Origin of the sequence: Alteromonas sp. MTD1 (assembly GCF_042848195.1) — a bacterium.
Lineage (GTDB): Bacteria > Pseudomonadota > Gammaproteobacteria > Enterobacterales > Alteromonadaceae > Alteromonas.
This window is the reverse complement of record NZ_BTGG01000005.1, coordinates 182,803-203,237: the sequence shown is the minus strand read 5'-3', so window position 1 is coordinate 203,237 and position 20,435 is coordinate 182,803. Positions and strand designations below refer to the sequence as shown.

At 43.9% G+C, this 20,435-nt stretch carries 20 protein-coding genes; 6 read left to right on the top strand and 14 right to left on the bottom strand.

The genetic code is table 11. From position 1 onward, the window contains the following. Positions 1 to 11: 11 nt before the first annotated feature. The 9 genes from flgH to ACGHAV_RS08465 form a co-directional block, all read right to left on the bottom strand. Positions 12 to 692 carry a flagellar basal body L-ring protein FlgH gene (flgH, locus tag ACGHAV_RS08505; protein ID WP_390379070.1) on the bottom strand — a complete coding sequence of 227 codons (681 nt, stop codon included), beginning with the start codon at positions 690 to 692 and terminating at the stop codon, positions 12 to 14. Positions 693 to 704: 12 nt separating this feature from the next. Continuing rightward, entirely contained in the window at positions 705 to 1,493 is a 789-nt protein-coding gene (flgG, locus tag ACGHAV_RS08500) for a flagellar basal-body rod protein FlgG (RefSeq protein WP_334012737.1), read from the bottom strand. A gap of 45 nt (positions 1,494 to 1,538) precedes the next feature. Next, a complete protein-coding gene (flgF, locus tag ACGHAV_RS08495; protein WP_334012735.1) occupies positions 1,539 to 2,282 on the bottom strand; it encodes a flagellar basal-body rod protein FlgF in 744 nt (247 codons plus the stop codon). 241 nt (positions 2,283 to 2,523) lie between these two features. After that, positions 2,524 to 3,909 (bottom strand): flagellar hook protein FlgE, encoded by a 1,386-nt coding sequence (flgE, locus tag ACGHAV_RS08490; protein WP_390379066.1) that lies wholly within the window; start codon positions 3,907 to 3,909, stop codon positions 2,524 to 2,526. Positions 3,910 to 3,923: 14 nt separating this feature from the next. After that, the gene (locus ACGHAV_RS08485; RefSeq protein ID WP_334012732.1) at positions 3,924 to 4,610 is read right to left on the bottom strand and encodes a flagellar hook assembly protein FlgD; all 687 of its coding nucleotides are present in this window, start codon (positions 4,608 to 4,610) and stop codon (positions 3,924 to 3,926) included. 31 nt (positions 4,611 to 4,641) lie between these two features. After that, complete coding sequence (flgC, locus tag ACGHAV_RS08480; protein WP_334012731.1) at positions 4,642 to 5,064, bottom strand: flagellar basal body rod protein FlgC; 423 nt, start codon at positions 5,062 to 5,064, stop codon at positions 4,642 to 4,644. A gap of 2 nt (positions 5,065 to 5,066) precedes the next feature. Then, complete coding sequence (gene flgB, locus ACGHAV_RS08475) at positions 5,067 to 5,501, bottom strand: flagellar basal body rod protein FlgB (RefSeq protein ID WP_390379062.1); 435 nt, start codon at positions 5,499 to 5,501, stop codon at positions 5,067 to 5,069. A 203-nt stretch (positions 5,502 to 5,704) separates the two neighbouring features. Then, on the bottom strand, positions 5,705 to 6,535 hold the full coding sequence (locus ACGHAV_RS08470; RefSeq protein WP_390379345.1) for a CheR family methyltransferase: 831 nt from the start codon (positions 6,533 to 6,535) through the stop codon (positions 5,705 to 5,707). 15 nt (positions 6,536 to 6,550) lie between these two features. Beyond that, positions 6,551 to 7,480 carry a chemotaxis protein CheV gene (locus ACGHAV_RS08465; protein WP_334012728.1) on the bottom strand — a complete coding sequence of 310 codons (930 nt, stop codon included), beginning with the start codon at positions 7,478 to 7,480 and terminating at the stop codon, positions 6,551 to 6,553. 202 nt (positions 7,481 to 7,682) lie between these two features. Here ACGHAV_RS08465 and flgA point away from each other — a divergent pair, with 202 nt between their 5' ends. The 3 genes from flgA (at position 7,683) to flgN (ending at position 9,286) form a co-directional block, all read left to right on the top strand. Beyond that, entirely contained in the window at positions 7,683 to 8,399 is a 717-nt protein-coding gene (gene flgA, locus ACGHAV_RS08460; protein WP_390379059.1) for a flagellar basal body P-ring formation chaperone FlgA, read from the top strand. A 102-nt stretch (positions 8,400 to 8,501) separates the two neighbouring features. Then, positions 8,502 to 8,834, top strand: coding sequence for a flagellar biosynthesis anti-sigma factor FlgM (flgM, locus tag ACGHAV_RS08455; protein ID WP_334012726.1), 333 nt, complete (start codon positions 8,502 to 8,504; stop codon positions 8,832 to 8,834). A 20-nt stretch (positions 8,835 to 8,854) separates the two neighbouring features. Next, positions 8,855 to 9,286, top strand: coding sequence for a flagellar export chaperone FlgN (gene flgN, locus ACGHAV_RS08450; RefSeq protein WP_390379056.1), 432 nt, complete (start codon positions 8,855 to 8,857; stop codon positions 9,284 to 9,286). A 95-nt stretch (positions 9,287 to 9,381) separates the two neighbouring features. Here the strand turns inward: flgN and ACGHAV_RS08445 are convergent, their stop codons facing one another. Then, positions 9,382 to 9,855, bottom strand: a complete 474-nt coding sequence (locus ACGHAV_RS08445; RefSeq protein ID WP_390379342.1) for an LPP20 family lipoprotein — start codon at positions 9,853 to 9,855, stop codon at positions 9,382 to 9,384. Between the two features lie 269 nt (positions 9,856 to 10,124). Here ACGHAV_RS08445 and ACGHAV_RS08440 point away from each other — a divergent pair, with 269 nt between their 5' ends. From ACGHAV_RS08440 to ACGHAV_RS08430, 3 genes are all read left to right on the top strand, one after another. After that, positions 10,125 to 11,306, top strand: a complete 1,182-nt coding sequence (locus ACGHAV_RS08440; protein WP_390379053.1) for a flagellar assembly protein T N-terminal domain-containing protein — start codon at positions 10,125 to 10,127, stop codon at positions 11,304 to 11,306. Positions 11,307 to 11,710: 404 nt separating this feature from the next. After that, positions 11,711 to 12,397 (top strand): transglutaminase-like cysteine peptidase, encoded by a 687-nt coding sequence (locus ACGHAV_RS08435; RefSeq protein ID WP_390379050.1) that lies wholly within the window; start codon positions 11,711 to 11,713, stop codon positions 12,395 to 12,397. A 6-nt stretch (positions 12,398 to 12,403) separates the two neighbouring features. Further along, the gene (locus ACGHAV_RS08430; protein WP_390379047.1) at positions 12,404 to 14,338 is read left to right on the top strand and encodes a LapD/MoxY N-terminal periplasmic domain-containing protein; all 1,935 of its coding nucleotides are present in this window, start codon (positions 12,404 to 12,406) and stop codon (positions 14,336 to 14,338) included. Here the strand turns inward: ACGHAV_RS08430 and ACGHAV_RS08425 are convergent. Genes ACGHAV_RS08425 through ACGHAV_RS08410 form a run of 4 tightly spaced genes read right to left on the bottom strand, consistent with a single transcriptional unit; the run spans position 14,313 to position 20,356 of the window. Then, positions 14,313 to 14,903 (bottom strand): LuxR C-terminal-related transcriptional regulator, encoded by a 591-nt coding sequence (locus ACGHAV_RS08425; protein WP_390379044.1) that lies wholly within the window; start codon positions 14,901 to 14,903, stop codon positions 14,313 to 14,315. The two genes, ACGHAV_RS08430 and ACGHAV_RS08425, sit on opposite strands and share 26 nt — an antisense overlap. Next, positions 14,904 to 16,262 (bottom strand): HlyD family type I secretion periplasmic adaptor subunit, encoded by a 1,359-nt coding sequence (locus ACGHAV_RS08420; protein ID WP_390379041.1) that lies wholly within the window; start codon positions 16,260 to 16,262, stop codon positions 14,904 to 14,906. Between the two features lie 2 nt (positions 16,263 to 16,264). Further along, a complete protein-coding gene (locus tag ACGHAV_RS08415) occupies positions 16,265 to 18,421 on the bottom strand; it encodes a type I secretion system permease/ATPase (RefSeq protein ID WP_390379038.1) in 2,157 nt (718 codons plus the stop codon). 15 nt (positions 18,422 to 18,436) lie between these two features. Further along, positions 18,437 to 20,356: a TolC family outer membrane protein gene (locus ACGHAV_RS08410; protein WP_390379035.1), complete on the bottom strand. Its 1,920-nt coding sequence runs from the start codon at positions 20,354 to 20,356 to the stop codon at positions 18,437 to 18,439. Positions 20,357 to 20,435 lie beyond the last annotated feature (79 nt).

Here is a 20,435-nt window from a genome sequence, read left to right as displayed (position 1 = left end):
TCACTCCCTCTCTAAAGAGGCCACCACGAAGATGAGAAAAATTTAGTTAACCAGCCTTTCTCTTGTGCTTGGGCAAATGTGCCTGTTCCACTGTATTGAATGCGTGCATTAGCAATGCGTGTCGACTCAATCTGATTGTCTGGGTTAATGTCTAACGGTCTAACAATACCTGTCAGGCGAATGTACTCATCGCCGTGATTTAGCGTCATCCACTTCTCGCCACGAACCACTAGATTTTTATTCGGTAATACATCTACAACTGTTACCGAAATCGAGCCCTGTAAACTGTTGGTCTGGTTCGCCGCTGCATCGCCAGTAAAGTCATTTGAAGCACTTAAACCTAGCTGAATTGACTGACTACCAATGTTTATCGCATCGCCACCAAGCCCTGTGATAGGTTGCAAATCGGCGTTAGTATCTCGTGACGTTGCAGTGTTAGCCGACTTTGTCGCAGCAGTATTTTCGCTTAAAACTACCGTTATAATGTCGCCTACTTGCCTTGCTGTTACGTCTGAATAAAGACTATTAGCAAGATGTGGCTTAAAAAGAGAACCATTTTCTACTACCGACTCTCTTGGGTAATCAGGCACCACAGGTGCGTAAAACGGGTCGTTCGCTTGAACTCTGGAATCTGGTGTGCTTTGACAGGCTGACAACAGCGCACAAATAATAAGGCTAATTGCAATACGCATATTAAAGCACTCCTACAGCTGCTGAATAACCTGACCAAGCATCTGATCCACCGATGAAATAACTTTCGAGTTCATCTCATACAGTCGCTGGCTTTCGATTAGATTTACCAACTCTTCGGTTACGTTTACGTTAGACGTCTCAAGCGTTCCTTGTGAAATCATACCCAAGCCTTGCAGGCCAGGAATGCCTTGGATAGGTGCGCCACTTGATGCCGTTTCAACGTACAGGTTTTGACCTACCGGCTGAAGGCCCGTTGGGTTAACGAAGTCGGTAACGTTAAGCTGTCCAAGAAGCTGAGGCTCAGCTTGCCCACGAATGCTTACGCTTATTTGACCATCTTGAGAGATAGTGATTTGCTGCGCGTCAGGTGGAATTGTAACCTGAGGCTGTAATAGATAACCCGCACCCGATGTTACAATTTGGCCTTGGTCGTTCATGCTAAATTGACCGTTTCGGCTGTAAGCCAAGGTGCCATCTGGCTGTAGAATTTCAAAATAGCCGCGACCTTGAATTGACAAATCTAGCGCGTTTTCAGTAGTTAAAAGGTTGCCTTGCGTGTGTGCTTTCTGAGTTGAAACCACTTTTGAGCCTGAACCTAACATAAGGCCAGAGGGTAGCTCAGTATCAGCAGATGAACGCCCACCAGGCTGGTTGATGTTCTGATAAAGCAAATCTTCAAACACAGCGCGGTCTTTTTTAAAGCCCACCGTTGAAGCGTTGGCAAGATTGTTCGATACCACAGAGACATCAGTTTGTGCAGCATCTAAACCAGTTTTACTAATCCACAGAGCTGGATGCATGTTAACCTCCAACGTTGCAATAACAGCAACGAATAAAAAATACGTTTATAAGATCCTAAGCAGCATGTTGCCGCGTGTGTCGAGTTCTTCGGCCTGCTTCATGACCTTGACTTGTAGCTCGTAATGGCGCTGTAAACTAATCATGTCTACCATTTCTTCAACCGCATTAACGTTTGAGCCTTCTAACATGCCCGACATCACTTTTACGTTGGCGTTCGCTGGCGCCACTGATCCGTCTTCCATACGAAACAGGCCGTCATAGCCTCTTTCCATGTCTGCATAATTTGGACTTACAAGTTTTAAGCGGCCAACGTCTTCAATAACGTTGGCAGGCGCGCCAAGCTGACGCATAGATAAAGTGCCATCAGATGCGATGGTTAAATTGTCCAGCGGCACAGGTAAAAAGATGGGTCCATTGTCGCCTAGCACCATGCGTCCGTGGACATCTGTCAAAATACCGTCATCACCAAGTTTGAAATTACCGTCTCGCGAGTAAGCCTCTTGGCCGTTTTCATCTTGAACGGCAAACCAACCGTCACCTTGAATAGCAACATCCAGATCTCGGTCGGTCTTAATCATTGGGCCAGATTCATAGTTGTTTGACGGGCTTTCAGTCATAGAGAAAACACGCGTTGGTAAGCCTTCACCATAGGCGGGCATTGACCTGGCCTGCTCAAGCTGAGCACGAAAGCCGGTTGTTTGTGCGTTCGCAAGGTTATTAGCACGTACACCCGTACCCAATAAATCTTGAGAAGCACCGCTTGCTGCAATGTAGAGAAGTTTGTCCATGACTGACTTTTGACTCTGATTAAACCTTACACTTGATTTTGCAAGGGCAGTGCCAACGTGTACTTTTTTAAAGCAACAAGAGTGAATTTTTTACTTATGAAAATGATTTTTATAGAAAAATATAAAAGATAGAAGTGATTAAAATGTCTATTTTTCTATCGTGAAACAACAAAAAACGACAGTAAGCGGAATGGCTATGCCGCTTACTATCGTGGGATAAAACTATTTTGAAATATCAGTATTATCGGATATTCAGAATTGTCTGATTCAGCGAGTTATTGACTTCAAGCGCTCTTGAATTGGCCTGGAAATTACGCTGAGCAATAATCATGTCGATAAGCTCGGTGGTTAAGTTAACGTTCGCCTGCTCTAGCGCAGATGAGTTAATTTCACCAAATGTACCTGTAGTCGCCTCACCAGCTAGCGCTTCACCAGAAAGAATACTTTCTTTCCACTGCGTGCTGCTTTCTTGTGTTAAGCCTTGTTCGTTTGAGAATCGCACAAGCGCTACACGCACAATTGGTTCCGATGTACCGTTTGAGAATGTAGCTCGAACTAACCCGTCAGGACCGATGTCGATTCCTGTCAAACGGCCAACTGGCAAGCCATCTTGTTCCAACGACGTTACTTCAAATGCAGAAGCAAACTGTGTTGGCTCATTTGGTGTTGCACCATTAACATCAAGGTTAAAGTCGATACCAATTTGCTGTGTTGGATCTGATCCATTGGACAGGATAGTGGCACCTAGCGCCTCTGTCTGCATTTTGAAATCAAGAGTTGGCAAGCCGTCAGGCGTTTCCATGTTAATGAAATCACCACCTTGAGAGAAAATAAGTTTAGAGGCAGTTACCGCATTCCCAGTGTTTGCGCCTACTGCGTTAACAGCAGTTGCGGGGTCAGTGTCTAGGCCATTTGAGTCGGTCATATCTACCAGTGTGTCATCCACTGCAGTAGCAACAAACCATTCATTACTTACGCCTGGTGTCCCGTCTTTTATGAAGTAGTATGTCATGACGTGGCTATCGCCTAATGAATCATACACTGTGACTGAGGTTGCAGCATTATAAGTAAGCGGATCGTCAGGATTAAAATCAGCAGGATTTAATGCTGCATCACCGGCAGGTAAGTTCATTCTAATGTCAACTTCTGAAGTCTGCTGCGGAGAACCTGATGAGTCGGGAATTCGCACAGGTACTGTTGTGCTCAGTGCTACCGAAGAACTTGTACCATCACTGTTTACAGGAAATCCCATTAAGTTGTCGCCATTACTATTAACAACAAAATTATCACTATCTAATTTAAATTGGCCTGCACGCGTAAAAGAAAAATCTCTAGACGTAATTTCGGGTATTGTAGTGAAGAAACCGTTGCCGGTAATTGCTAAGTCCAATGCAGTGTTGGTGAACTGTAAGCTGCCTTGAGAAAATTGCTGTGCAACTTCCTGTGTTAGAACACCATCACCTACTTTGGTTTTACCACCAGATAACAGTGATGCAGCATATACATCACCGAACTCTGCGCGTGATTCTTTAAAGCCAACCGTATTTACGTTTGCGATGTTGTTGGCGGTTACATCCAAATCTTTTTGTGCGGCTGATACGCCACTCAGTGCAATATTAAAAGACATTATTGATTCTCCTACTAACTGCCGATTTGAATGACGTCATCAAGATTGATACTGACATCACCATCCAAATTCAAAATTACGCCTTGGCTGCTTCCAGCCAAACTTACACTTCCAACGTGGCGATTAATGGCGGTGTTTAACTGCACCCCTTCACCATTAAGCTCCGCGTTAGCATTTACTACATATTCACCTGGCGGCATGGCATTGCCGAATTTGTCTTTGCCATCCCATTCAAACTCAATATTACCAGCCGCCTGCGTGCCTGCATCAATGGTCTTAATCACCTCACCAAACTGGTTCTCGATGGTGATTGTCATGTTCTGTACTGTCTTGTCGTTAACAATAACACCCGAAATACCGTCGCCTTCAGCAGCTTGATAGCCCACATTGCCCTGAACCAAAACGTTTTGCCCAATAAGACTAGACGCCTGCAGTGCTTGGTTAGACGTCATCGACGTCGCAAATGCCTCAAACTTTTCGTTCAAGTTAGAGATACCGTCTGCCATGGTAAATGAGGTCATCTGGGCAACCATCTGGTCGTTATCTACCGGCTTAGTTGGATCCTGGTTGGCAAGTTGCTCGGTCAGCATCGCAAAGAAATCTTCCTGCGTAAGCTGCTGCTCGGTGCCATCTGCAACTTTTACGGTTTCTTCTTGCCAGTAAAGGTCGTTGTTTAAACCGGTGTTATTTATCGTGTTCACTGATATTTCCTCACATTAACCAAGCGGCAGATTATTGCCCTTGACCAAGTTGCAACACTCGACGGAATATACGTTTGGTAGTGTCGGCTACCTGCACGTTAGTTTCGTATGCTTTTGATGCCGACATCATGTTTGCCATTTCTTCGACAATATTCACATTTGGCTTGTAAATATAACCATCTGCGTCAGCCATAGGGTTATTAGGCGAATACTCAACTTGAAGAGGCGCATCACTCTCAACAATGCCTCTAACTTGGACCCCTGTGCCTTTGGACTGGTTATGCATCGCATCTTGAAGCGCTGTCGCAAATACAGGATGACGAGCTCGATAAGTTTCATCGTAACTACTGCTCACAGAGTTTGCGTTAGCAATGTTACTTGCCGTGGTATTAAGGCGAACGTTTTCCGCTTCCATACCTGTGCTTGAGATTGACATAACATTAAATAGGCCCATGATTACTGTCCTCCTGAGCTGAGCGCTTTTTTCATACCCTTGACCTTACCGTTAATAAATTCAAGGCTGGCTTGGTAACGCAAACCATTGTCTAGAAAACGATTTCTTTCTGCTTGTACTTCTACCGTATTACCATCGCCAGTATCTGGCTGTGTGGGTACACGGTACTGCATGTCAAAATTTGCCGCTGCCGACGCAGAATTGCCGCTCATATGGCGATCGTTGGTTGTAACTAAACCGCCAGCACTCCGAGAAGGAGCTCCGCCTGCGCTATCACGCATTGCCCACTGCATTGCCTTATTGAAATCGATGTCTTTTGCTTTGTATCCGGGGGTATTGGCGTTAGCTAAATTGCCTGCAATCACTTCCATGCGCTCGGTTCTTATCTTCAGCGCAGACTCGTGGAAGCCGACCAATTTATCAAGATTTATAGCCATAATGATGACCCCTGCATAACGTAATTAATGTTCAGTTACTGCTGCCATACATAGTTTTTTATGCTGACTGGAAGTTTTCCATACAGTAAGTACAAGGATTCATAGCAAGGCAGATGCCAAAATGTTTTTTGACGGAAATTCAAAAGGGATGCAGGTGAGTCTGAAATACAAAAAAGCTTTATATTTCAGACCATTTAGGTAGATTACTTTTTTTGATAGTACAAGCCAGGGCTGCACTTAACCATGCTGTAGGAGTTACTCGCGGCACTGATAGATTCTGATGCGCCAAGGAAAAGTACACCGTCACTTTGCAGCTGTCCGGCAATTTGTTGCAGTATGCGCTGCTTTACTTCTGGCGAGAAGTAAATAAGCACATTGCGGCAAAATACAATATCGAAACGTCCGAGTGCGGCATAGCTTGACAGTAGGTTTAAGCTTCGAAAGCTCACCATTTTTCTTACTTCAGGTTTCACTTGCATAGCGCCCGCGTCATTTTTTTGAAAAAACATTTCCCGTCGTCCCGCTGACAAGCCTCGCGCTAATGAAAGCTCATCGTAGATACCTAACTCACATTTTTTAAGCATTTCAGAAGAAAGGTCTGTCGCAACTATTTCAACGCCAGAGCGAAGTGTACCTGGACGCTGACGCTGAAATTCAAGCACCGACATAGCAATAGAGTACGGTTCTTGACCAGACGAGCATGCTGCACTCCAAATTCGAATCTTTCTGTTCTGCGACGCTAGGCTGGGTAACAGCTCTTTTACCAGTAGGTCGAACGGATAGTTGTCACGAAACCAAAGGGTTTCGTTAGTGGTCATTGCGTCAATTACATCTTGCAGAAGGTTGCGGTCGAAGCCTCTTACCACAACACTTATTAATTCATCTGCAGATTCGTATTTGTGTTTATACAGGAGTGAGGCAAGGCGACTTCGTACTAGATATTGCTTGCTGTCGCCAAGCACGATGCCGCATTGCTTTTCGAGAAATTCTCGAAATTTTAGGTAGCTTTCTGGCGATACTTCTTTATTGGCCAATCGCATTATGCTCCGTTATTCACATTCAGTCATCAACCACTTTTGAACCGCAGTTGCCAGCTCATCTGGGTGGAATTTAGCGATAAAGTCGTCAGCCCCCACTTTTTGAACCATTGCTTGGTTGAATACACCGCTTAATGACGTATGCAATACAACATGCAGTTTCTGAAGCTCAGGGGTATTTTTAATTTCTGCAGTTAAGGTATAGCCGTCCATTTCAGGCATTTCAATGTCAGAAACCAAAACACCCACACGATTCGTGACGTCACCGTACTCCTCAGCGATCTCTTTTAAACGATTCAAGGCTTCTAAACCGTTTTTAGCCAATTCCATTTCGAGGCCAAGCGCAGTAAGTGCCTTTTTAACTTGGTTGCGCGCAACAGCGCTGTCGTCGGCAATAAATATAATTTTATTCTCTTGGCCTTCTGTGGTCAGGCTATCAGCTACATCATTGCTCACTTCCGCATTAAGAGGAGATATTTCGTTAAGGATCTTCTCAACGTCCAAAATTTCAATTAGCTCGTTTTCAACTTCGGTGACTGCAGTAAGGTAACTCGCTCTACCTGTGCCTTGAGGTGGAGGCATAATAGCATCCCAGTTGGTATTGATAATGCGCTCTACGGCACCAACTAAAAACCCTTGTACCGAACGATTGTATTCGGCAATCACAATAAAAGCGTTTTTAAGGTCTTCAATTTTTTTGCCTCGGGTTGCCATGCTAAGGTCGATAACCGATATAGTTTGACCACGAATGTGCGCTACGCCACGCACCAAAGGATTTAATTTAGGCATTGCGGTTAGAGGTGGGCATTGCAGTACTTCTCGTACCTTAAACACGTTTATTCCAAAACGCTGACGCCCATTGAGTCTAAACAGCAATAGCTCCAAGCGATTCTGACCAACGAGCTGTGTACGCTGGTTTACTGAATCTAAAATCCCCGACATAAGTCACCTCTAAATAATACTGGGCACGATCATTGCCTCTTATGTTAAAGATAGACAATATCACTAAATTTTTGCAGGTTAAACGACAGAAAAATGACGCTTTGTTGGTTATCGGCCAAACAGAGTGTTACTTAAGCGCGTTTGCTGCGTTGAGATTATTAAGCATAGTCAATAACTCACTAACTGAACACGAAAAATTACGATGAAACAAACAAATATTCGCCTACATTTCAATATTGCTCAATTTTGGGCTGTGTCAGCGCTGTTGTTTATTTCAGCAACCGCGACGGCATCGACTTCACAACACGCCGAAGTGGAGGAAGGAGCCAAACAATATTTACTATCGCAGCTTAATGAAGCGTCTGGCGACACCGACCTTGATATATCAATAGTGGAAATTGATGAACGAATAAATATACCCAACTGCCCTACCGGGTTTCAGTACAATGCGTCAGAGGAAGCACTGGCTCAATCGTATATCTCTGTAAGAGTAAGCTGCCGAAACAACGACTGGTACTTGTTTACTAGTGGCCAGGTGACTAGGACAAAAGAAATAGTGGTGCTACAAGGTGCCGTCAGCCCTGGTACCGTGCTCACATCTTCAAATTTAACGCTTGCTAAAATTGATGTTAAGCGACTACGCCACACCGCATTTAGTGACATCGATAGTGTGGTAGGTGCCCGCATGAAGCGCAGAGCAACCAACGGACAAGCAGTACAAGCTAATATGCTATGTTTTATCTGTAAGGGCGATCGCATTACAATTACCGCTGAAGTTGCAGGAATGAGAGTAAAAACAGCTGGAATTGCCCAACAGGACGGTGTTGTAGGCGACAGTATCAAGGTTATTAACGCCAGTAGCCAGAAAGCGGTAGTAGCAAGAGTCGCCAGTTCGGAAGAAGTCGTGATACACTTGTGATTGAGGCTCTCAATACGTTCCTTTTTGTTGAGAAAAAGGCTAAAGAAAAAGGCTCTGCGGCCGATACCTCTTACAGAGGCAAAAAGGTAGTGAGGAATTAAAATGGCAATTAACAATATAAACAATGGATTACCCAAAACCCCTGTTGATAATGGTAAGGTTGCTCAGCAAAATCAAACGCAGCAATCTCAGCAGCAAACGTCTGCACAAAATGCAGCGGCTGCGCCCGCAGCACCACGTCAAGATTCAGTTTCATTGACGCAATCTGCACAACAGTTAAATCAGGTTCAGAAAAAAGGCTCTGAAGCGCCAGTAAACCAAGAAAAGGTTGATCGCCTTAAAAAAGCGATTCAAAGCGGCGAGTATCGAGTAAATCCAGAGGTTTTAGCGAATAAAATAGCAAAGCTGGAATCTGAGATTTTTAGTTCAAAGTAATTCACTGTTAAGGACACTGTGTGACGTCACAAACATCATCTGTTTCAGAGCTTTTAAAAAGACAGGTTGAACACCTTTCTACTCTTGCTGCAGTGCTTGAGAAAGAGCTGCAGCTTATTAGCTCACGCGAAGCAGAGCCATTGATGAAACTGCTTGATGACAAAACACAGCTGTTAGAAGTTATACAGAAAACTGACGTTGAAATTGAAAATGCTATTAGCGCTCAAGGCAGTATGCAAGCTGAAGACGACGCGCTGATGGAGCAAGCCAAATCACTGTTAGAAGACTGCAAGTATCGCACTCAAGTTAATCAAAAAGCCGTTGAGCAAGGACAGCTACGCCTCACACATTTGCGGAATTTGATGATGGAAGTGCGAGCAAAAGAGTCGCTGACTTATGACAAAAAAGGCAAACCTAAAGGTGGAACTTTAGGTTCGGGGGTAAGCGCCTAAACGTGGTCGTGATTTAAGGCGTTCAACGTTAAACGCCCACCTGATGGGCGTTTTTTGATTCTACTTGCTACAACCTATTAACTAAACATTACTTGTTAGTAATACTTAACTTCCCTGACCCTTCTTGGCTTTGCAGTGGTTAAATACAAATCATATACCTGCTTCATATCTAACGATAGTTCGGTAACATACGTGTCATCACCTACAGGGTAAGCTTTCACAACTTTCGCACCACGAATAACACCTTCTACTGATGCTCTTAGGGTTTCGCTTTCAACAACCAGGCTGGATAACACCTGATCGCCCTGTAGCTTCTGACCATAAACCTGTTCAGCAAGCTCTCTGTAAGCATCAAGTTTGGACGCTTTCATCGCCATAATGCGTTTTACACTGTCGCTTTCTCCTCGCTGAGACATTATAGGCGCATAGCCTATTGCCGTGAGCGTTGGGTAAGTGTCGGGCTCGATGGTTTCATACTCGACATGTTTGTCGATTATCCCGCAGCCGGTTATTCCCAAAACGACGGCAATCGCTGCAAACCTGCACACAGAGCGCATGCGCAAAAACATTGGTAACGACATAAGGTTACTCCTTACAAAGCACTGAGGCCTTTAACTGTTTCCTTTACAAAGAAACGGCGTTTAATTTGACTTCATAAAAGTAAGCAAAAAGTAAGCCCGTTTGTTTTAAGCCAGCTTTAGTCCAGCTCTCGTTTACTTTTTTATGGCGCTTTTCTGGCACTGTTCTGGCATAGCTTGTTAACGAAATTCAATATGACACTTGCTTTGTATATAAAAAGCCAGTGGCAAAGCACAAACTAGTTATGCAGAGGTGCCATGTGCTACATGCTAAATCTATGCTTAATATCGCTTTCATGATGAAAATAATGGCGCTAACTTGCCTACTTTTCTTAAACGGAGGGCAAAGCCATGCCGCTTGGTTCGAGGCAAAGGGGCAGGCGAAGGTTATTGATGGCAATAGAGCCCAAGCAAAACGCGTAGCGACTGAAGAAGCGCTAAAACAAGCCATGCTATTTGCTGGCGCCTCTATTCAGAGCGTGCATACGCTTACTAACGGCCTATTAGAAAACGAGGAAATGACCATTCGCTCAACAGGTGAAGTTGAACACCTCGAGCTCATCGACGAAGTGTATAGCGATGGTATGGTAACGGTAAGTGTAAGAGCCGACATCTTTCCAAAAATGAAAACCTGTAGCGCGCAAAATGATGAAAAACACTTTTCTAGCACCCATTTTCTTGTGCGTAACCGCCAACAGTTAGCGCAAGGCAGCATTACCCATTTTGACGAGGCGGTAACTCAACGTTTTGCAGAAACAATGCGCCTGAACACGCAGGCAATGAAAATGACTCACATTGCACCGCATACCGCTAAATTCAAAAATGAGTTTACTGATGAAAATGTAAGAACACTGTCGACACTTAGCAATACACAGTTCGTGGTGGTCGGCACCATTGATGATTTAAGTATTACCACAGAAGCGCCTTCCGTGTTTTTGCCTTGGGCAAACGGTGAATCCATGCGTAATTTTCGTATTACGCTGAGGGTTTATGATGGCGTGAGCGGTGGACAGTTGTTTAGCAACACCTATCAAAATGAAGCACCTTGGGAATTCGATCGTTTTGAAATAGTAGATGAATTTTCTGCAATGTTCTGGCGCACGCAATATGGTAAAGCCATCGATAAAACACTTCAAACAGCAATACTCGACATCCAAGAAACGGTGGCCTGTCAGCCAGTAACAGGGCGCGTTCTAGGCGTTACTTATGACAAAGTGTCAGTATCACTTGGGCGAGATAACGGCATTGATGTAAACGACGAGTTGTTCTTGTATCAAGCGAAAGAGCTGACTGACAGCCGCGGACGTAAGTACCTACAGTACAAGCTCTATCCCGGAACATTCGTAGTAAAAACCGCTTATGCAAAATCTTCTACGCTTGTCAGTAAGGAAGAGGGAATCATTGCAAATATTCAAGAGCAGGACTTTGTTGTTAAAAAATAGTCGGGCTAGAGCGTGTTGACCTTCTCGGTACGTTTTTGCAGCAAAGTGTTTAGCATTTAGACAAGGAAGTGTACATATAATGTAGCTATCTTCATCAGTGTGCACAGACGCAGGATAAATACTAAACAATTGCTGCCTGAAAGGTTCATCCAAGCGAGCCTCATGCTGCTTTTCTCGTTGCTAATTTGGAATAACCAAACCACGCAACTCGTTCATTGCCTGAAACTCGCTTGGAATGAACAAAAAGAGTACCGAGAAGGTCAACACGCTCTAAATACCCTCCAAAATGACAATTGGTTTTCCCTGTTTGGCGTGCTATACGTATAGAAAAGTGTTAAATGAGTATCGATTGTAATTCAACAAATCTGCTCATTTGTTTAATACGTTGAGAACTCTCTGCACCTATGACTTGGTCTAAAATTGCGTCAACTTGTTTAGCATTACTGGCACTGCTTCTTATGGCAATTGCTCAGCAAATGAGGGCTCAACTAACTATTGAGTTTCCAAAACTCGAACAGGTAGTGATTAATAATTTTGGACCACGTAACGCGCCAGACGTAAAAGCACTCCAGACCACACTTGGAACCCTTCAAAACAAATCTGTTAAAGACCAACTTATTGGCGTAAATACGTTTTTCGACGAACACATTCAGTACGCAACCGACGACATTGTCTTTAAACAAACCGATTATTGGGCAACGCCTTCTGAGTTCTTCGGTCATTCCAGAGGAGATTGTGAAGATTACGCCATTGCAAAATATGTGGCTCTGCTACACTTAGGGGTAGATAGTGCTAAACTACGCCTGATATATGTAAAAGCAAGAATTGGTCGAAGTCGCGTAACGCAAGCACATATGGTGTTGGGGTATTATGAAACCCCATCGTCAGACCCCTTAGTGTTAGACAGCTTAGTGTCTAATGTTTTACCGGGTTCAGAACGAACCGACTTAGTGCCTGTGTTTAGTTTTAATGACTCTGGCATTTGGCAGCCTGGACAAGCAAGCCAGGTTTCTTCTTCTACAAGCCGTTTATCGCGCTGGCGTGATGTTATCGAACGCATGAAGTTAGAAGGAATAAGCAGAGGGTCATAAGCGTTTATGTCGATAATTAAAGAATTGTGGTTAGCTATAGTTGTGATCATTCTGCTAGCTATCGCTGGTAGTGTCACGATCCACGGCTTTACTACGAAAAAATACGTTGAAGAACAGCTTTACGCCAAAAATCTTGATAATGCCAGTATGCTGGCGCTTACCTTAAGCGGCCTAGAAAAAGACCCGGTTTCTCTCGACCTTTTCATTATGTCTCAGTTTGATATTGGCCATTATGCCTCTATATCACTGCGGACTTCTGAGGGTGAAGTAGTTTCTGAACACAATGTTGAAGTGAAACTCGACGAAGATACACCAAAATGGTTTGCAAAATACTTTGGCCCCGAAGTGGCACCAGGGGTTGCACAAGTCAGCGAGGGTTGGGGTCAGTATGGTACGGTATATGTAGAATCTGACACAAGCTTTTCAATTGCGTCAATGTGGCAGGCAACATACCGCTTAATACTTGGTCTTTCCGTGGTAGGCCTTTTCGCAGGCATTGTTGGCGGTTGGTTAATGAAACTCATACTAAAACCGCTAGACGGCGTTGTACACCAAGCCCAGTCCTTTCAAAAAATGAAATTTATCAAACTTGCTGAGCCGCGTACCCTTGAACTTAAACGCGTTGTTAAAGCAATGAACTTCTTGGCTAATCAATCACGCAAAATAATGGAAGAAGAAAACGCGCGTCTTGACATTATGCGATATAAAACGCAGTTCGATGACGAGACCAATTTGGCCAATCGTGAATATTTTATTTCGATACTCAAGGGGCAGATCGCCTTTCGCGACACCCAAGGTATTAACTGCTTATTTATCATTCGTTTTACTGAAGATGAAGGCTTCCTTCGTACACCTTATCCCGAAAGGCGTGCACGCTTAACCCAGTTTGTAGAAGCAATTAACGACACATTAGATTTGTACCATCACCACTTCAGTGATAGCAGAGTGTCGCGTATGCAGAAAAACGAATTTGCCATTTTACTTACTGAAACCCACGATGTGTGTACCGTCACAGTGGCTCTGCACGAGGCATGCAAAAACGTTTTTTGTAATGAAAACGACCCTCGAGTTTATCATGCCGTCGTAAAACTGCGCCCAGATGACAGCTTCTCCAGCGCACTTATGCGTACTGATGAAATGTTGGATGAAGCTCAAGAACTAGACACACAAATCCCGAACATTGAAGAAGTGTTACTCAATACAACAGAGGAAGACGAAGCTCAAAAATGGCAGATGATGCTGAGTGATGCTATTGAGAATTGCAATGTAGAAACCTTTAACTACCCTGTTTTAAACGTAAATCGCGACTTGGTGCATTACCAAAGCTGGGCCGGCGTTACGCTTGATGGCGAACTTCGTCAAAGCGGTTACTACACACATTGGGCCCGTTATTTGGGCTTATTGCCCAAGCTTGAGCTCACCACAATTAATTATTTAATCGACTACATAAACAATAAGAACACGAACGCCAAATATGCGTTCCTATGTTCTGAACAGTTTATGCTAGACTCAGAGTCCATTGCACAACTTTATTACCTTATAGGCTACAACGAAAAAGCAGCTAATCATTTGTGTATTGAAGTGCGAGAGTCTACCGCAACGCGTTTCCCAGAAGAATTTGAACAGTTCTGTACAACACTGAAAGCCAAACACGTTGAGGTAGGCCTAAAACGCGTTGGAGAATCGTTCTCGCAATTATTAAACGTGCAAGAGTTGGGGCTTGATTATGTGAAGATAGATTCGGCCTTTATGTCAGACATTGACTTTAACCCCGCGAACCACGCATTTATAAGGGGTTTTTGCACACTCGCGCATACTTTTGGTATTAGAGTGTATGCTGACGGTGTGAAAAAGGCTGACAATAAGGAACTGTTTACAGAATTGGGGATTGATGGCGTGGTATCACATATGGAAGTTATAGAGCACCTTTTAGATGACTAAACTCACCCACTCTTAGCAGTAAATTAATGCGGTCTTTGGCATCAAATTTTTGTAATAGGGTGCCAACATGCTCTTTCACGGTTCGTTCACTAATACCATAGTCTCGCGCAATTTCTTTATTGCTGCGTCCCTCCAAAATACCGCTTAACACATCACGCTCTCGCTTGGTTAAATGGCTGAGTTGAGACAGCGCTGCACTTGTATTAAGTTGATTCGCAATGTTGCGCGTTGTAGGAGCCAAAAGCTCATTGGGTATCCACATGCCACCTGCATCCAACACCCTTGAGACCGAGTCAAACATTGATGTGGCGCTCAACGCATGACAATATGCACGCGCCCCAAGAACCAATGCAGTTTGCATTTCTTGGCGCTCTAGTTCGTAGGTTAGCAGCACTATATTGTTAGTATGACGCTTGGCGTCTAAGACATTACGCTTCCATTCTTGATTGTTAGATAACAACCACAGTGTTTCACCTTTGGGGATGTGCGCAACGGACTCTAACGCATTAGGAAAATAATCCAGTAAAACGCCTTGTTGGTCGGTGTTCAAAATATAGTTAGCCATTTAACGCTCCCGTAATGCTGAAGATGTCACGTTAAACAATGGGGACAGTATGTAGTTAAGTACCGTCTTTTTACCGGTTAAGATATCTACCTGAACAATCATTCCTGGAATAATATCTAGCTCTGCATTTCCAATTTGTTCTTTAGTTTCAAGACGAACCAAATAATAGGTTTCGTCTTTTTCGTTTGTTATGGCGTCTGCGCTAATATGTTTCACTTCAGCTGACATGCCCCCATAAATAGTATAGTCGTACGCACTAAACTTAAGTATTGCAGACTGCCCTTCTCTGATAAAAGCAATGTCTTTGGGTGACACCTTAGCCTCAACGATAAGCTGGTCGTCTTGCGGTACCAGTTCAACAACCGCGCTACCAGGAGTGATAACGCCTCCAACAGTATTAAACAGCATCCGCTGGACGGTGCCGTTGATAGGCGACTTTAATTCGGCCTGCGACACCACATCTTCCAAACTGGTTTGCGACTGTTGAAGTGTTGCCATTTCACCGATTGCTTCGGTTAACTCTTGGCTCCATCGATTAATCAGGCGAAGTCGGCTTTCCTCTTTTTTAATGACTTCTTCTTCAATAGCATTTAAACCACGGGCTATAGCTACCTTCGACTTTTTGATATTAGCTTTTAGCTCTACAATTTGGCGTTCTAAACGCAATACTTCTATTTCTGATACCGCCCCCGAGGCCAGTAATGGTTTAGTAACCGCTAACTCTTTTTCAGACAATGTCAGTACATCTTCATACTGAGACAAACTAGCTCTTTCCTCTTCAACATCTTGCCTGCGCTGCATAATACGGGTGTCTGAACCAGCAGCGACCTCGTCTAGCTCGGCTAAATTTGAGTTATACAGCTTGCGCTCGTTTTCCACAATTACAGGCGCTTGAGACAACAGCTTTTTACCAAAACGAAGCTGTGTTCCTTGCGTTAATGCAGACAGACGCTGAACTTTTGCTGCAAGTGCAGCAAACTGAGTGGTGTTCTCTTCTAAAGATGATATATAGCGCGTAGGGTCGACACGTAATAATACCTGACCTTTCGAGACTCTTTCGCCCTCTCTTACTAGTATGTCTTGCACAATACCACCATCGTAAGACTGCAGTACCTGCAGCTGCTGAGACGGAATAACTTTACCATCGCCTTTTGCAACTTCGTCGATTTGCGCAAAGTACGCCCATACCACCAATATAAAAATAACCAGCACAACACTGTATAAAAGCCCTTTCGCCTTAACAGGTGTTTGCATTATTCGCTGCCACTCGGCTTCAAGTACCCAGTCTTGCCCAGAGGTAGGCGCAAGCCAGCCCCGAGTTAAGCGAGACAATATTCCTGAATCTGTGCTTTCAGACATGACTACACGCCCCTCTTTTTCACATTTTCAGTACTTTTAAACTGCGTTAAAACCGCTTCTTTTGGTCCATCAGCAATAATCTTACCGTTTTCAATAACAATCACCCTGGACACTAAATCAAGCAACGTGGTTCTATGGGTGTTTATAATTAACGTTTTACCCTCTATGGCTTTCGCTATTGTCTTTTTAATTAGCGCTTCAGAATTGGTATCCATTGACGAGGTTGGTTCGTCCATAATGAAGATAGACGGTGAATTAACAATTGCACGTGCAATAGCAACTGCTTGACGTTGACCTCCTGAAAACATGCAGCCGCGCTCGCCCACATTTTGCTGCAGACCATAGGCACTTTTATTCACAATATTGGCAAGCCCACAGCTTTGAATAACCTGCCATAGTTTTTCATCATCTACATTTGTGCCTTCGCACAATATATTTTCTTTAAGCGTACCGTAGAACAAGCTTACATCTTGAGGTACGTAGCCAATGCTTTTCCTAACTACAGACGGGTCGTATTGCTGCAAATCAACGCCATCAAGCAATATCTGTCCAGATTCAGGCTTATAAAATGACATAATGAGTTTGTTTAATGTGGACTTACCGCAGCCGTTTTTACCGAGAATTGCAACGTGCTCACCCGCATTTATTTTTACGTTAAGATCTTTGAGCGCCATTACATTTTCATCTGGATATTTGAAGCACACATTATTAGCTTCAATGTTGCCGTTAACGTTTACTTTGCTCTGACGCTTCTTGCCATTACACATTTCGCTGGGAAGCTGCATTATTTCATCAAGGGTGTTTTTGGCTGTTTCAGCATGATGGTATTGCGCAAGTAAACCTGCCGCTTGTGAGATAGGGCCCATTGCTCGACTAGACAGCAAATAAGCTGCAATAAGACCGCCTTGCGTAATATGACCGTCAATAATCAGATAAACACCTGTGAGTATGATGACAACACCCACTGTTTGCTGAATGTAAAGTGCGGCATTATTAACAGACATTGAAACCAAGCGAAGCTTAGCGTTCACCTTGGCTAAAAACACTGTGTGCTTTTCCCAGTCGCTTTGCCTTTTACTTTGAAACCCGAATGCTTTTATATCTTCAAGCGACACTACACTTTCTGTAATAAGTGAACTTCTCCTAGAGCCAATCTCCATTGATTCGTCAGACAGAGTACGCATAACTCTTTGTGCTTTAAGCGCGTACAGCAAAAGCACACCAGCGCCTATCAACATCGGAATAATTAAATAAAAATCAATCATGGCGATGATGACAATAAAAATTATCCCGAACGGTAAATCGACTAGAGCCACTAACGTCAATGAACCAAAAAACTGTCTGATACTTTCAAAGGAGTGAAGGCTGTTGATAAAAGCCCCGCTTTTCGCGGGCTTACTGGCTAAGTTTATAGCAAGCACCTTTTCCATAATTTTAGACGATAAGGTGACATCAAGCCGGCTTGCAGCAAGTTCAACAAAGTATTGACGCAGCATGCGCAACGACATGTCTGCCGCTAAAATAACGAGTACACCGATGGCCAATGCCCATAGCGTTTCAAGCGCGGCATTAGGCACAACGCGGTCGTACACGTTCATCACAAAAAGCGGTAATGCTATCGACAATAAACTAATAAACACCGAGGCAAGAATAACGTCCTTATATAAGCCTTTAGCGAGCTTCACCGATGACCATAGCCAGTGACCCACAGAAGACTTATCAACGTGTAACGATGTGCCACTAGGCGTCATTTCAGGGCGCGCAAAAATAACATACCCAGTATATTGCTCAGCAATTTGTTCATAAGGTACGTCAACCACTGCCTTGCCTAGCTCTGGATAACTCACACTTGCGCACTCATCGTTAAAACAATGAAGTACACAAGCGTTATTGTCTTTTAACAGCAAAATTGCGGGCAACAACGCGGTGTTAATTTTGTCTAAGTCACGTTTTACCGTTCGGCTGGTAAGGCCTGCGCGCTTTGCGGCACGTTCAAACCCACTCGGCGACAACATACCTTTGTCAAGTGGAAGCCCACTAAGCAAACTCACTCGAGATACATTATGCTGGTAATGCTGACAGAGTGTCATAAGACAATCCATTAGCATTCCCCCTTGCATGTCTAAGTACGATATTTCATCGACCTTGTCATCCGTCATAAAGGTCCTTACTGCTTACTGCGATGGTGGTAATTGAATAATAGACGCTTCTATTCGTCTGTTACGCTTGTTTGCAGACTCTGACTCTTCGTCTATCAATGGGCGTGTTTCACCGTATCCCACAGCGGTAATTCGGCGAGGCTCGATATCTGTGATAGACATGAGCATTGATGCTACCGCATTTGCGCGACGTTCAGATAGTCGCTGGTTATAAGATGCATCTCCGTCTAAAGACGCATGGCCATGAATGATTACGCCAGTATTTTCGTCTTGCTCTAGTGCAGCAATAACATCATTCAACGACGCAGCATACTCGTCGCGTATTTTGCTAGAGTTAGAAGCGAATTCAATGTTCACTTTAATGGTATTAATAATGTTGGCATTATCGATTGTGAACTCGGAAGCTTTGGGATCAACTTTCGCGGCTTCGCAGCCAAAATCATCTACCGCCGCACCAGGTGTAGAGTCGTTACAGTCGTCCCATAAATCAACAATGCCATCGCGGTCAGAATCGCGCTTGAGTATGTTGGCGTCATCCTCGAAATGCGTACGTTGTGCAGGACAAACATAGTTAGGATCGAATGTGACTTTTTCTTCTGCAAGCTCTAAGACCTCAGGTACATCACTACGCTTAACACCTAACGTTTGCGCTAAGTTACCTGACGCTGCGAGTAAACGTACGCGAGCTTTTTCTAGTGTGAATTGTGCCTCGCGATAAGCACGGCTTGATTCGTAATATTCATTTTCAGAATCAAGTAAATCCAGTAATGAACGTTCCCCAATGGTGAACTGATCCATATAAGCTGTTCTTACGCGATCTGAAGATAGTCGGTGCGCATTAAGTGAGGGCAGCTGATCAGAAATATTGATAATATCATTGTACGCAATCTGCACGGTTTGACGCATGTCGATACACGCTTTGTCGCGCAGGTCTTTGGCAAGGTCTACTTGAGATAACGCTTGACGAATGGCCGCAGCATCTGAGCCACCATTGTACAAATTATAAGAAAAGTTAATGCCGACCGAGGCTTCAATAATTGTGTTGTTTAGCGCTGCCTGATCTCGTGTATTTGCACCATAGCTTGCTGTTAAATCAACGCGCGGATGATACAAGCTCTTCGCGCTCTGTACCCCGTATCGCTGCGCATCTATGTTGTAAATAGCAGCGTTGAACTGCGGGTTAGTAACATAAGCATTATTAAGCAGCGTTTTAATATCAGTAACATTTACATCAAGATAGGCAGAAGACACATTAACAGGCTCAAGCTCTGGTGCTGGCTTTTCACCTACAATGCGTAAAAATCGCGCTGTAACATCATGTAGATTCGATAACTCAGTCAGGACGTTTGATTCAGCAAGTGACAAACGACCGCTTATTTGTTCTAGGTCCGCACGGCGTCCTACCCCCGCTTGCACGCTTTCTTCAATTTGTTTGAACACATCAACATGCGTTATCAAATTCTCTTCAGCAAGGCGCAGTTGCTCTCGGAAAAGTTGTACGTCTAGATACGCTTGCGAGGTTTCTAATGCTTTTTGTTCAATTTCGTTGAACAATTCAAATAAACGCACGACCTGTGCTTGCTTAAAGCGTTTTACTTCGCTACTTGTTAGGAAGCCGTCATACAACATTTGCGTAAGCGCGATTTCAGCTGTGTGACCAGCGAATTCTTGTTCAAGCCCGAAATTACGATCGGTATATGAACTACTTGCTAAGGCATCTATTTGTGGCCTAAAGCCTCCGCGTGCAATATCAACGTCTGACATCGCCACTTGTAGTTGTCTGTAACTAGCCTGTACCTCGGGGTTTGTTGTAACTACTTTACGCACGTAATCTTCCAACGTAGGCGCATTCGTACTGTCTGAAATTGTTTGGGCTAGACTGTTGCAGCTAACACAGACTGTAAAAAGTGCAGCGGCAGTTTTTAACGTATTCATTGACCATATCCTCGCAAACAAATTCCCAAGGCTTGTCCTGTTACGCATATGTAAAGACAAATTTTCTTTTGTACTTAAA